At 50.0% G+C, this 14,425-nt stretch carries 8 protein-coding genes; 7 read left to right on the forward strand and 1 reads right to left on the reverse strand.

Annotation, left to right across the window (positions count from 1 at the left end):
• Positions 1-6: 6 nt before the first annotated feature.
• The 4 genes from JL37_RS30255 to JL37_RS30270 all read left to right on the forward strand — a co-directional run bounded on the left by JL37_RS30255 (position 7) and on the right by JL37_RS30270 (position 10,485).
• Positions 7-5,343, forward strand: coding sequence for a glycosyltransferase (locus JL37_RS30255; protein ID WP_081955249.1), 5,337 nt, complete (start codon positions 7-9; stop codon positions 5,341-5,343).
• Between the two features lie 5 nt (positions 5,344-5,348).
• A complete protein-coding gene (locus JL37_RS30260; protein ID WP_197064662.1) occupies positions 5,349-7,844 on the forward strand; it encodes a heparinase II/III family protein in 2,496 nt (831 codons plus the stop codon).
• A 130-nt stretch (positions 7,845-7,974) separates the two neighbouring features.
• Entirely contained in the window at positions 7,975-8,922 is a 948-nt protein-coding gene (locus JL37_RS30785) for a hypothetical protein (protein ID WP_197064663.1), read from the forward strand.
• 183 nt (positions 8,923-9,105) lie between these two features.
• The gene (locus tag JL37_RS30270) at positions 9,106-10,485 is read left to right on the forward strand and encodes a heparinase II/III family protein (RefSeq protein WP_197064664.1); all 1,380 of its coding nucleotides are present in this window, start codon (positions 9,106-9,108) and stop codon (positions 10,483-10,485) included.
• A 2-nt stretch (positions 10,486-10,487) separates the two neighbouring features.
• Here the strand turns inward: JL37_RS30270 and JL37_RS28880 are convergent, their stop codons facing one another.
• A complete protein-coding gene (locus tag JL37_RS28880; protein ID WP_231570451.1) occupies positions 10,488-11,570 on the reverse strand; it encodes a glycosyltransferase in 1,083 nt (360 codons plus the stop codon).
• A 282-nt stretch (positions 11,571-11,852) separates the two neighbouring features.
• Between JL37_RS28880 and JL37_RS30275 the strand changes: the two genes are divergently transcribed.
• The 3 genes from JL37_RS30275 to JL37_RS28890 are packed head-to-tail and all read left to right on the forward strand — an operon-like array spanning position 11,853 to position 14,414.
• Complete coding sequence (locus JL37_RS30275; protein ID WP_081955252.1) at positions 11,853-12,632, forward strand: ABC transporter permease; 780 nt, start codon at positions 11,853-11,855, stop codon at positions 12,630-12,632.
• Between the two features lie 4 nt (positions 12,633-12,636).
• Positions 12,637-13,290, forward strand: coding sequence for an ABC transporter ATP-binding protein (locus JL37_RS28885; RefSeq protein WP_043548720.1), 654 nt, complete (start codon positions 12,637-12,639; stop codon positions 13,288-13,290).
• Positions 13,291-13,307: 17 nt separating this feature from the next.
• Entirely contained in the window at positions 13,308-14,414 is a 1,107-nt protein-coding gene (locus JL37_RS28890; protein ID WP_043548721.1) for an ABC transporter permease, read from the forward strand.
• Positions 14,415-14,425 lie beyond the last annotated feature (11 nt).

The following is a 14,425-nucleotide window of genomic DNA, read 5'->3' on the forward strand; positions in this document are numbered from 1 at the left end:
AGAGCTATGTCAGCCGTACTTACGATGCAGCAACGAGGATGGGAAGCCTACGCCGGCAAACTGGGCGTGGACGTAATGCAGAAAACGCAGAAATGCCTGGATTGGATTTGCAGCCAGGTGGAAGGCGAATACGTCCTGGATGCCGACTGCGGTCAGGCGGCCATCCTCATGTTGCTTGCGCGAGAAGGCAAGGCAGTCGTCGGACTATGCTCTCGTAGCGCCGCATTGACGCAGGCCAGCTCGTTCATCGGAGAGGAGCCCGCCCAGGTCCAACGCAACATCACACTGCAGACGGGATCGTTGCAGAGCAACCATACCCTGATCGATCGCACCTTCGACACCGTGCTGCTGCCGCAAAGCCTGATCCAGGAAGAACATCCCGGTGATCATGTCGAGCTCGCATTTCGCAAGCTGAAACCAGGCGGCAGACTGATTTCGCTCTGGCCCTTCGGCGCCCTCGCTCCGTCCGGAGCCGGTTACTACCTGCGCGAGCCAATGAAATTGCTCGCTCGCCACTTCGAAACCCTTGAGGTCCGTTTGTTCGGGGATGTGCTCGTCATCGTCGCCAACGCCCGCCTCAAGGTGCTGGAACGACTCCCCGCCCCTAATGCTTGGCCAGACAGCCTGATCCAGGAGGCGGAAAGCACCGTCACGCAGCTGCAGCAAGCCTCCAAAGGCCAGTTGCACGCAGCGCAAAGCCAGGCCCAGGAATTGCGCCATGAATTGGAACAAGCCAACGCCCAGTTGGCCGAGTTGATCCGCCTGCAGGCGGAACATGAAACCCAGGCGGCCACGCTAAAGGCGCAGCTCGATTCGATCCAGCATGCCGAACGCGACTCGGCTTCGATAGCGCAAAACGAATTGCGCCAGTTGAAGACTGCGTTAAAAGAGAGCCAGGAAGCAGCGGTCACGTCGCAACATGCCGCAGCGCACGCGCAGGCTCAAGCCCGTATCCTTGAACTGGAGAAGGTGCAGGAAATCGCAGTCTTGCGGTACGAAAAGCTGCAGCGCGAAACCGCCATGCGGGAGGCGCAGCAGGATGCCGAGCTGAAAATTGCCGAAGCCAAGGCCGAAGTATCGGGCGCAGCCGAGGCGCTCACTGCCGCGCGCCAGGAACTCGACAAGCTGCGGCAGCGCTTCCAGGACGCCGAAGCGACCTCAGCCGCCCGAGAGGAAGTTTTCGGCAAGCGGATCGAAGAGTTGCAGCAATCACTCAACGCCAAGCAGGAAGAAATCGCTGAAGGCAAGTCGCGCATCGACGAACTTGTCGCGACGGTGTCGCAACGAGAAAGCGCCATTCTGAAGCTGGATGAGGAAATCGCAGAACTGCGCGATGCGCGAGAAGCGTTGGCTGCGGAGAAGCAGCAGACCGATGCCCGCATTATTGACATCGAAACGGCCGCGCAACAGACGGCCAAAGCCCTCGAGCAAGAAAGAGAACAGGCAAAGCGCCGCATAGACACGCTCGAAGCGTCGATCGCCGAAAGCGCTGCAACACGACAGTCGATGGCACAAACGCAGGCCCAGTTGCAAGCCGACAACAAATCGATGGAATGGTCTCTGAAGACGCTGAATAACCAGTTGTCGGAAGCACGCACAACTCAGCGCAATACCCAGGCAGCGAGTGCTCAAGAGATACAGCAACTGCAGAAACAACTCGCAGAAGCGCAAAAGCGCGTTGACATGACGGCGGCTCAACTGAAAGAAGCCCAGATGAAGGGCCGAGAGTTCGTGACGCAGTTCAGGGAATCGCAGTCGCAAGAGAAGGAAGCGGTAGAAAAAATCCGCCATCTTGAGCGCCGTATCCGCAACCTGGAGCAGCAGAAGGCCCAAGCCCTGCTCCAGGTTGAGCAAACGCGCAAAACCCTCTCCTTCCAGTTGGGCTATGCTCTACTTCACGCCTTCAAGTCCTGGTCATCGTTTATCGGTCTCCCCGGCGAATTAATCCGCATACACAAAGATGGCAAGGAACGGCGCAAGCGCAAACTCTTGAAGCAAACAGGGGCATCCCATGCGTCCGCTTCTGTCAAGGCTACTCCCCGCGCAGAACCCAAAGTTGCGCCCCAAGCCTCGATCGTCACTCCTGCATCGGTAGCCGACTTCCTGCTTCAACAACAAAAGTTGAAGGTCGCAGGGATCATGGACGAATTTACCTTTCACTCTTATGCTCCAGAGTGCGAACTGCTCCAGCTTCGCCCCGAAGACTGGCGCACGCAAGTCGACGACTTTCAGCCCGATCTCGTATTTATCGAGTCCGCGTGGAAAGGCGTGGACGACAGCTGGAAGGGCATTATCAGCAACTGCACGGACGAGATCACCGGCCTGCTCGCACATTGTCGGGCTAAGGGTATTCCTTCGATCTTCTGGAACAAGGAAGACCCTGTCCATTTCAGCACCTTCATTCCGGTAGCGGGCTTAGTCGACCACGTATTCACCACAGACGTGGACTGCTTGCCCAAATACAAGGCCGCGCTTGGCCACGACCGCGTTTCCCTGCTTCCGTTTGCCGCGCAACCGAAAACGCACAACCCGATCGAAAAATTCGATCGCAAAGACGCTTTCAACTTTGCGGGCTCCTACTACCTGCGGTATCCGGAACGCCAGCGCGATTTCGCCGCCCTTATCGATACTGTCTCCTCATTGAAACCCGTAGAAATCTACGATCGGAATTACGACAAACCGCACCCGCATTACGAGTTTCCGGAAAAATACTCTTCGATGATTCTGGGCAGCTTGCCCTTTTCCGAGATCGATAAAGCCTATAAGGGATACCGCTATGGGGTGAACATGAACACCATCAAGCAATCCCAGACGATGTATGCGCGACGTGTTTTTGAATTGCTTGCCTCCAATACCGTGGTAGTAAGCAATTTTTCGCGCGGCGTACGAGTTATGTTTGGCGATTTGGTAGTATGTTCTGACGACGCGGACCAGATCCGGACCCAGCTCGAGCCGATCTGCGCTGATGAAGTCACTTACCGCAAGTTCCGACTCCAGGGATTGCGTAAGGTTATGTCGCAGCATACCTATCGACAACGCGTGCAATACATAAAGGCAAAACTCGCCGGCCAACCAGTCCAAGAGCACGTCCGCTCCGTGCTTGTCGTAGCCTACGCAAAAAATGCGGCCCAGCGCGACACGGTCATTGATGCCTTCTCCCGACAACACCACGCAGCCAAGACCCTGTATATTGTGTCCCCAACTGACGGAGCCAAGGGGGTAGACCTTCCAGGTGTACATGTCTTTTCGAGTGTTGGTGACATGACAGCTGCAGTCCTTGCGTCGCAATCCAGCTTCGAGCTGATCGGAGGCATGCACCCTCAGGCTTATTATGGTGCGCACTATCTCATGGACCTTGCGCTGGCTCGCGAATATTCCGATGCCGCGGCCTACACAAAGGCTGCCCATTATGTATTCGAAGCGGATGGCAACCTCATTCTGAAAAACGACGGCAAGCAATACCGTGCTAGCACGAACGCTGCAATAAATCGCTCGTTGTACAGAATCTCCAGCTTGAGCCCCGAACAGCTGCAGCACATTTGTGCAATGGAGGCGACTCAGGTGCCGGTCGACGCGCTTGCCATAGACGAATTCAACTATTGCGACCTGCCACCGCACACCGCTTTACCTCTCGACGCCCAGCAGCGTTGCTCCGACCTAGCCGTTCGAGATAGCGGCGCGTCATTCTATGCGGACTTGATTCCAATCGCGGAAAAAATAAAGAACACTCCAACCTCGGATCGCAATGGTGATAACACGCTGCCCAGGCTTACTGCACAGGAATTGCATGCTGTGCTCCCGGCGCCTGCTTCCAAACAAATCCAAATGAGCTTGAAGGACGGGAAACTAAATATCCGCAGCACCATGCCGCCGGACAAGTTCGCGTATTTATATGCGAAGAAGATCTTTACCCGGGACGAGCTCAATCTCGTGTTGAATAGCCACTTCGAAGTCGTGACCTCTGATTCCCAGGAGATCAGATCGGTGTTCGAATTCCAAGATCAGGCCGGCAAGAAAATTGCTCATCAGATGAATCCAATAGGCGGTGGCCACACCCTCGCAATTCCGCCGAATTGCGTCAAGATAAGGCTCGGATTCCGAATCCAAGGAAATGGAAGCGGCAACATCGAGGCCCTGGTACTAGGGTCCCACGGCGAGCCACCAGCTACGCTCGTAAGCCGCTCCCAATATCTCGTGCTAACGAAGCAGTATCCTGCATATGACGATCTGTATCGCTATGGCTTCCTGCACAGCCGCGTTCGGTCCTATCGCGAGGCAGGTCTTGACGTTGACGTATTCCGATTGACCAATCTGCAGGAAACGCCATATCGAGAGTTTGAAGGAATCGACGTAGTCAGCGGAGATCTGGAATTGCTTGACCAGACCTTGGCTAGCGGGCAGTACAAGAAGGTGCTGGTACATCTTCTCGATGAAAAGATGTGGTCTGTGCTCGAAAAGCACCTGGACAAGGTAAAGGTTGACATATGGGTGCATGGCGCAGAGATCCAGGTATGGCAACGGCGAGAATTCGAATTCGAGAGAATGTCGAAGGATGAAGTAACACGCCAGAAAAAACTGAGCGATAAACGTGTAAAGTTCTGGAAAAGAGTCCTGCAGCCACAACCCCATCCCAACGTGCACCTGATCTTCGTCTCCCAGTACTTCGCTGACGAAGTCGCTGGCGATCTGGGCGTCAAGTTGCCTGACGCATCCTATTCGATCATTCATAACTATATTGACAGCAGCATTTTTGCGTACCACAAAAAAAGTCCGTCCCAGCGACTGAAGCTATTGTCGATCAGGCCGTATGCAAGTCGAAAATATGCAAACGATCTAACTGTGAACTGCATTCTGGAATTATCCCGGCGCCCCTACTTCGCCGAACTTCAGTTCAATCTGTATGGAGATGGCGATCTGTTCGACGATGTCACCAAACCGGTTTCTCATTTCGAAAATGTTCATTTGCACAAGAGATTTTTGTCTCAACGAGAAATTGCGGAAGTCCATACCAATCACGGAATTTTCCTGACACCTACGCGTATGGACGCCCAAGGAGTATCACGCGATGAGGCGATGTCGTCCGGACTAGTGCCGATCACCAATTCAGTCGCAGCAATTCCAGAATTTGTAGATGCGGCGTGCGGATATCTGGCCCCGGCAGAGGACAGTATTGCCATGGCAAATGCCATCGAAGAAATGTATAAAAATCCGCAAATTTTTCTCGACAAATCCGAACGTGCATCCGCGAGGGTTGCTGCGCAATGCGGCTTCGACAACACTATAAAACAAGAGCTTGCAATTCTGGCCGGCACCCATCGCGGCAGGCCTGCACCTACGCAATAAAATATATGAAAATACTGCGTGCCGCTGTTTTCGGCGGCCTATATCTTGACATCGATCTACGGCGAAGCATCGAAATCCAGGCAGGAATTGCTGTTTTACCAAATGCGGCTCGATCCAGCATCCTGGTGTACGATGCCGCCTGCCGGCGGCCCAACGGGCAACAAACCATACGCGTGCCTGCCGTATCCGAAAGAGTCGACTCGATTATTCAGACAGATTTATGCGGAAATTGGTTTAAACAGATTCGCAAATACCAACCGGAGATCATTCTGTTCGATCTTACGGCGGAATGGTATAGCATCGTACAAGATTCAAACGGATTGCTATATACCACATCGCCAGAATTTCGGAAACACGTCAAGCCGCTACTGGCGGAACAGGCGCTGTCAACAGTCATCGAAGATGAAAAAGGGTGGGACCAAGCATTACGCCGCATTCGGGCAGAGCTCGCTGCTAACGATCTGCTAGATAAAATAATTCTTGTGGAGCTACGTTCAGCTGAACGTGGCGCCTCGGGTTCACCCCATTTCAATATTTACAGCACCCTGGAAAGAAAGTACGCCGTCGCCCGGCAGGTTTTTTCTGAGCAAAAATTTATCGTTCATCATATTGCTACTAATGACCTGATTGCCAACGACTCGCCAGTAAATCCTTTCGAAATTCCCGATCGGAATCGCCCTGAGTTCATAACTCTGCTGCGCACCGCCGTCACTGAGGGCAATGGATCAACGGCACCGGAGAATTCCCAGATGCCCGCGCCTCCACTGCTCCCAAAACAATCATTCGACTCATATATAGCCGGGCGCACAACCACTCAGCCGTCGCCCATCTCAATTGCGGCAGCAGAGGAGCTTATTGAGAACGGAACACTACGTATCGCCGGGTTTGCCGATTTCCATTACTCTCTTCCATTGCTTTGGAATGCCGATCCATTCCACAATCGCACATGGAAATGGTATGTACACCAGTTGGTGTTCATACCATGGCTTATTGCACATTCGAAACAAGCGCCGGAGTCTAACGCACTGAGCTTCGCTGTAAGCGCAGTGTTTTCATGGTGGGAGTTCGCCTCGGAGAATCCCGAGGCTGAAGATATATGGCACGACCATGGCACGGCATTGCGTGCACGCAATATACTCGATCTCTTGATCGCATTGAAAATCAGAACAGCTTCCAGTCAAGAGATCAGTATTGCACGTCTAGAATCGGTCCTCGCAGAACATCAAAAAAAGCTTTCGGTCACTAGCTTTTATAGCCGACATACGAATCACGGTTTCGACCAAGCATTGGTCCTGGTCGAAATATCCGTCTATTTTATTCATCGCCAAGGCCAAGATCGGCAATATTTAGATCTTGCTCTGTCCAGACTGGAAGATGAGATTTCCCATGCGTTTGCGACTGACGGAGGGCATGTAGAGAATAGCCCTGGCTATCTCGTATACGGATTGAAACAGGCATTAGAGGCTCAAAACGCAATCCGAAAACTACTCGGCTCATCGTCCGACTTCGGCATGGAACGGGAACGCTTTACTGCCGCCCTCTCCGCACTTGCCTATTCTGTTCGACCCGATGGGAAACTCCCTCACATCGGAGATACTGCTGATTTCATAGTCAAAGATTTTCTTCGACGGGACCCATCGTCGGAATATCAGAATTTTCTATATTCGATCAGCGGTGGAACCCGAGGACGAGCGCCGGAAGCTCTAAGCAAGGTGCTCCCCGTATCTGGTTGGGCTATGGTGAGAAGCGAACATTCAGACGCGACAAGTTTTCGGTCGTCAGTGCACATCGTATTCAAATGCGGTTTTCTCTCGACCTACCACCGCCATGATGATGATCTATCGTTTGTGCTGTTCGGTGCCGGTGAAGACTGGATTGTCGACGGTGGGCTCTATAAGCATGCTCCTACGGATCCATTCCGTGTTTACGCCCGATCACACAATGCTCATAGTCTTGCCAGTCCGATCCATGCCCGAGTGTCACGCAGACTTCCCCAGCCCAAGTCTGCGCCCCGCATTTTGCAGCACAATGACGATAACAAAGTATTTTCGATCACGGCCGAAACTCACATGTTCGAAGGCTTTGAATCTGTTCGATCATTGACGTACGATCGAGCCGCTGCCGAGATTGTTCTTTCTGATAGGGTTTCACCACTAACCAGCAAGGCCGCTGAATCAGTAACTCAAGCGGAGAAAGACGGCAATGGCATATATCGGCAGAGATTTATCGTTCCCACAGACAAGAAAGTTGAGCAAAATGAATCTGGCGATATATACATCTTCTCCAGAAAAACTGGAAATAGATTAATTTTATCCCAACTCAATAAAAACTGTCCCATGCAAAGGGTAATCTCTATTGGCACTGACGCTCCAACACTTGGAGCCTGGAGATCCACTGTGCCCGGAAAGATAGAGCCAGCATACGCCATTGACTTTATTTCTTTCTCACAAGAAATGCTTTCAGAAATATTGATAAGAATAGACTTTAACAAACAAAGCTAGCGCATAATTTGCATAGCAATCAAACTGGCAACGAACGCTCTCCTCCCGGGCGAGTAAAACTGCCCTTTATGCAAGCGATTTAGATGCGATGAGGCAGCGAGTTACGCGAATTTAAACGAGACAAACAAGCATGGTCAATGAGTCCTTCTCCCCCACCGCGATAGCTAAAGTTATAGAAGAGAATAGTCGGCTGCGAAGCAAGATTTCGGCTTTGGAGGCGCAATGCTATGCATTTACGACGGCCCTGGAGGCTTTGACTAGCACGCTATCACCTAACATCAATGATGATGATAGACGGCGGAGACTTTCAAATGCCGCACAAATCGCAGAAAATACTCCGGAAGATCGACGAGCAAGGCTCACGGCCTCGCTGCTTCGACAATTGGCCACCGCGTGTTCGTCGACAGATTCCGTCCCAGTGGCTATCGCTCACGCATCAACGCCGGCGACAGATGATAATACGCAACCCTATGACGCCGCGGTGAGCCCATGGCTCGAATCATTCGGGGGGTATCTGGACAGAGGAATACCTTCCTCATATAGAATTTGGCAAATGGGCCAACGCTTCCAGGCAGCAGGCAACGAGCAAGCTGCCAAACGCTGCGTTCAATTGAACTATCTCCTTCATAACTCCTCAATACCCAACACTGTAGCGATTGGAGAAAATACATCTTTTGGCTATGGTGGTATTGGAGTCGTGCTCCATGCGGCCGCTGAAATAGGGAAAGGCGTTGTAATCGGTGTCAATACAACCCTTGGGGGAAAAACAAATACGTCGAGTAGAAGTACGGACAACCCTGGTTCGCGGTACGTTCCCAAAATTGAGGACTACGTATATCTTGCTACTGGATGCAAAATATTAGGCGGTGTCCGCGTCGGAACGCTGAGCATCATAGGTGCCAACTCTGTAGTAATTAATGACATCCCCCCCTTCAGCGTCGCGGCAGGATCACCTGCGGTAGTTCGTCGTCAAATCACGCCGGAAAACTGTCTGCAATATCGGACTCATTTTCCCGCCCTGAAGCACATGACGAAGCAAGAATATATAGATCTTTTCTCGAGGAACTCACTCGGTTAACGCAGATTCAGTTTTCCTTGATTTTCGGTGACAGGCTATACGCCTGACAAGCCCAAAAATATATTATAAATAGACATGACAATCGCCCGAGTAAGTCACCCAGGATACGCTCCCATCGATCTCAAGCTTCCCATAGATTGGAGAACAAATCCGTACAAATCGACCTCGTGGCGTCATCACTTTATGAGCTTGCGCTGGGTTACCACGCGCGACAATATTTCTGCGGCGGCCGAAATCCTGCGAAACTTTTATAATTTTCACTGCGAACGCGGCATTCGCAACCCCCACTATAACGAGTTACGGGGTGACCACGCGGCGACAATACGTGTAAACCATATATTGAATTTTCGTGATAAATTTCTGGGACAAGGCAATACGGAGGCCGCAAAGTTATGCGACTTAATATTGTTTGAGGAAATTAAAAACCTACAGAACCCAGAGATGTATAGAAAAGGCCATAATCATGGCCTAATGATTGATATAACTCTATTGAAACTGGCTAAGATCAATAACAGTTATAAGTCAAACATTGATATTTCAGAAATATCCAGACGAGGCCATGAAACCTTGTTGGAGATGTTCACCGAAAACGGGATAACTCGCGAACACTCGATCTCATACCAGGAATTTAATTACCCACTCGCAGTTGAGTTTCTCGATTTATGCACAGGGCAGGACTCTCGCGTAAATCGCCAATATCGTGCGGTCCTAGAGCGTGAGACACGTAATATCTTGGCGTTCGCTTTACGAGATTGTGGCGAGTATTTCACACTTGGTGATACGTTAAAGCAGCCCGCCCTTTCAATACGCCAGGCGCACCCCGAAATTCTGATGTCTCCTGTGGAGAGTAGCCAACTTGGGAACGTTGGCAATAGACTTTATTGTCAGGATGGATTCTTTTTCTATAAAAGAAGGGCTATGGGAGAGAGCGCTCCATTCGAGAAGGATCTTCATTTTGCGGCCACATGTACATGGCACTCGGCCAACCATAAGCAAGACGATGAACTTTCTTTTTGCCTCGAGGTAGGCGGCGATCTTATTTTCGATGATCCTGGATATACTGTTTATACGCCTGAAATCGATTCCACTCTACTGCCGGCCTCGTCTCACAGCACCGTCTTTTTACCCCACTTCCCGTTCTGTAATACGCAAGAGCCGGCCTCCGGCAGTGAAATACTGCAATACTACGAAACTTCATTAGGCTTCCATCTTGAGATGGTCCATCGTAGAGTCCCGTTATACAAAATAGCACGCACTTTCAGTCTGGTTGGATCATTGCTTGAAATAATCGATTCAATAGAATCGGAACGAGACGCCGAACTTCAAGCCGAGATAGAACACAATTTTATCTTATCTCCAGGAATAACAGCTCTGATCGAGAACACGAGTGCCGTTCTGAGAAAGAACGGCAAGATCATTGCAATAGTTTCCACACACGAACAAGGTACGTGGATTGAGACGCGGCAGCATACAGTAGGAAGCGATAGATTTGAGTATATAGAAACTACGAAGCTCGCCTTTTCCTCTCCTTCGACCGAAGTTATTTTTCAAGTTCAGATATAACGTCAAAAACAGCCACTTGCTTCTATTTGCTCCAAACGATGCATCCACGTGTGATGATTGGCCACAAGTTCTGCTCCATATCGAGCACGCTCAAGGGCTTCATTGTATTGCGCCGCGGACCATTGGACGATGGCTTCCAGCTCTTGTCTCGAACTCACAATACTGCAACACTCGGAAAAATGGCGGGAAGCCGCCAATGATGGCGTCGAGACAGCAACAGCGCCTACGGCCAGAATTTCTATCAAACGACGGGAGAACATCGTCGGTGACGCTTCTATCGTATTGACGTTCAAATTGAATCTATAGCTTTTATAGAGCTGAGCCGTCAACGAGTATGGAACCTTCGGTCGCACGGTCAGACCAGGGAATACGGGATATCTATAGTGACTCGCCTTTCTCGATGAATTTCTATCATAAACGTCCAGACCAAATCTGGAAAATACTTCGAATAGCAGGTCTTGCCATTGCCGCCGCTGCGGGTGTATGTGCGCACCATAGCTTCCCACAAAGCAGCTATGGCCGATCTTTTTCGTAGCCACGCCAGCATGATGAAAGCGCGGCTGTACAGCGAACATCAGCGGTTGGATGACGCGAGCGGACGGCACATCACTTTGGTATCGAGGGATGCAATTTTCGTCCACGGTGAAAACATATTCAAACAACTTGGCGCTATCGATAAACCGATCGTAATGAACATTATCTTCTTTGTTCCAGAAGATGGCCGGGATTCCAACGTCGCGTGCCTCACTCAACATCTGGTGCAACAGATAGTTGTTCCGCTCCGCATGGCCTGGATAGCTCGCTATTTTATACTTCCAGGTCTCCTTAATACCTTGCCAAGCTGACTCAACAAACAACAGATCAGGTTTCCATTGCCGAAATATCTTTCGATAATTATTGGGGGTTAGATGCCTCACTTGGCATTCCGATTCCAGAGAGGCCTGAGTGAGGTTATCGGCAACCAAGCCGATCTTCAATGAGCCATAAGGGAGGCTCAGCTCTGTTCGCCTTTTTAGGCTGGCGAAGTAGTTTTTAATAAACAACAAAATCCACACTCTCCAATTCATATTGGGAAAATAAAGCACGCAAAGCCACTCGATTACTTAACTTGGCTGCATTTCCATATTACAATTGCAGTACGTCTTTATTCATTTTATTTAGCCAGACCTAATCCTGGCCATCTATGCCCCAACAGCCCTTCTCTCGCCTGCCAAAGTTTGATTTCATCACATGAAACACGATTTTTGTTCGAAATAGCCTAATAATTGTATTGACACACAGAATTGGCAACATCTTTTGTGAGTCAAAAGAGCCGAAAGTTAGCTCGGCATTGTACAATCGGCGCGACTCCACCGCAAACCCCAGTAATGCATACTCGCTCCCCTCTTCAAATTACTCGCTCCGTAATATTCGCCCTTGTTCTGCGCGAAATGCGAGGCAGGTTCGGGCGCGTTCGCCTTGGCGCGTTTTGGGTCGTAATGGAACCCATGGCGCATATGATCGTGCTCGGCACCATCATGAAATTGCGTACCGCTCCTACGCAAAGCTATGATTTTCTAGTTTTTCTCTTAATGGGTGTAGCACCGTTTCTGCTCTTTAAGAACATAGTCATAAAAATAATGGGGAGTGTCGACGCCAATAAGGCGTTGTTTTCGTATAAGCAGATTCAACCTGCCGACGCTTTTTTTGCACGCTGTATCGTTGAAACATGCGTGGCCACGATAGTATTCCTAATTCTCTATATGTGCCTAACCTGGTATGGATATGACACAAAAATCGAAGATCCATTCAGCTGGCTGTTTGTTCTTTTTTTAGGAATAATATTTTCATTTGCTGTTGGAATATTTTTTGCACTCATTGCAGAGGCCGCACCGGAATTGCGCAATATATTGGCATTGATATTTATGCCCCTATATCTTCTTTCAGGTGTTATTTATCCTATCAGCAAGCTTCCACACACGATCATAGATTATCTACTGTGGAACCCATACTTGCACATTATTGACCTTATACGTTATTCGACATTCAAATATTACCGGCTTTATCCAGGCATTTCGATTGAATTTGTCGTAAATTGTACGATTGTCGCCTCTTTTGCCGCATGTGCCGCATACCGGCTCCGCAAACGCCGACTAATGTCGCTTTGATAAAATGTTTGAAATACGAAACGTCACCAAATCCTATTTGACGCCACGCGGACGTCGATATGTATTTCGCGATCTATCCTTCACCGTCCCACCGGGAAGAAATATCGGTTTGATCGGACGCAATGGCTCAGGCAAATCCACCTTGATGCGCTTGCTTGGAGGTGCAGATACACCTGATCACGGTAAAATTGTGACAGATAGAAGCGTGTCCTGGCCCGTTGGTCTAACAGGCGGATTTCAGGGGAGCATGACCGGACGCGACAACGTAAAATTCGTCAGCCGAGTATATGGCGCAGTTGGCCCGCGAATGCGAGAAATCATTGCCTATGTACAGAACTTCGCAGACTTGGGAAAGTGGTTTGATGAACCGGTACGATCTTATTCGTCCGGCATGCGATCGCGTCTCGCTTTCGGCTTGAGCATGGCCTTTGATTTTGATTATTACCTGATCGACGAAGTCATGTCTGTTGGCGACTCTCAATTTCGGAAGAGGTCTACAGTAGTATTCGCCGAAAAAATGAAGAGCGCCAACATCATATTGGTCAGTCACTCAATGGAAGAAATTCGGCGACTTTGCAATCTTGTACTGTACGTCAATGATGGCACTGTACACATTTATGATGACGTAGAAGCCGGCATCGCCGCCTATCAAGCCTAGCACTTTCGGAAATATTCGTGGTGAACGTTGAAAAGCTAAAGAAGATCCCTTTATTTGTCTACATGGTCGTAATACCTTTTGCGCTTATTAGCATATATTACACTTTTTTTGCGCTGGACCGATACACGAGCACTTCAAAAGTGGTTGTTCGCCAACCACATGAAGCCGCTGGAGCCAATATTCCAAGCCTAGCATTGCTTGTGGGCAGTATTAATCCCACTTCGCGCGAGGAGACACTATTCGTACAAGACTTCATCGTGTCGGCAGACATGATGAACTATCTGCAAACAAAATTGAATTGGACTGATGCTTACTCTGGGCGCTGGACCGATCCATTATTTTATTTAAGCAAGGACGCTCCCGCGGAAGATCTGCTAAAGTTTTACCGTCGTATCGTGCAGACTCATTTCGATGAGTTCACGGGCATACTGGAGGTGGAAGTCCAGACCCCGGATCCCGCGCTCTCAAAATCCATGGTCGACGAAATTTTGAATGAAAGTGAACGATTCGTTAATGAACTTTCGCATAAAATTGCGCGCGACCATCTCGCATTTGCCGAACATGAATTGGGTAACGCTCGTCGAAACTATGTGGAAAAACGAGATATCCTCATAGCATTTCAAAGCGCCAATAAACTGTTGGACGCCAAGTCTTCCGCAGAATCTCGTGCGGCAACTTTAGCCGGCCTAGAAGATCTTTTGACCAGGGAGCGCGCCTCCTTGAAGGCTCTGCTGTCAACTCTGGATAAAACAAGCCCACAAGTCCGCCAGCAAGCCGTGAAAATTCGGGCCATCGAGCAACAATTAGCGGCTGAAAAAAAGGATCTCATCTCTGAAGTAGGCGGTGATCAGCTCAACGTCATTGCCTCCGAATATCAGAATTTGACAGTCGATGCTGGAATTGCGGAAGAAAGCTATAAACTGTCAGTCGCTGCATTAGAAAATGCAAGGATCGAGGCGTCCAAGAAGATTAGGAGTCTCGTAACCATTGTTCGGCCGTCTCTCGCCCAAAGCGCTCTATACCCAAATCGGCCTTACAACCTTTTCACGCTCTTAATCCTACTGACCTTACTCTACGGTGTAGCCCGCTTCGTTATCGCCACCATCGAAGATCACCGCGACTAAAGCTACCATCC

Source organism: Achromobacter sp. RTa (assembly GCF_000757485.1).
Classification (GTDB): domain Bacteria; phylum Pseudomonadota; class Gammaproteobacteria; order Burkholderiales; family Burkholderiaceae_B; genus Achromobacter.

Bases quoted from the DNA above. Each gene is read 5' to 3' on its own strand.
- JL37_RS30255 (WP_081955249.1), top strand. From the start codon at position 7: ATGTCAGCCGTACTTACGATGCAGCAACGAGGATGGGAAGCCTACGCC.
- JL37_RS30260 (WP_197064662.1), top strand. From the start codon at position 5,349: ATGAAAATACTGCGTGCCGCTGTTTTCGGCGGCCTATATCTTGACATC.
- JL37_RS30785 (WP_197064663.1), top strand. From the start codon at position 7,975: ATGGTCAATGAGTCCTTCTCCCCCACCGCGATAGCTAAAGTTATAGAA.
- JL37_RS30275 (WP_081955252.1), top strand. From the start codon at position 11,853: ATGCATACTCGCTCCCCTCTTCAAATTACTCGCTCCGTAATATTCGCC.
- JL37_RS30270 (WP_197064664.1), top strand. From the start codon at position 9,106: ATGAGCTTGCGCTGGGTTACCACGCGCGACAATATTTCTGCGGCGGCC.
- JL37_RS28885 (WP_043548720.1), top strand. From the start codon at position 12,637: ATGTTTGAAATACGAAACGTCACCAAATCCTATTTGACGCCACGCGGA.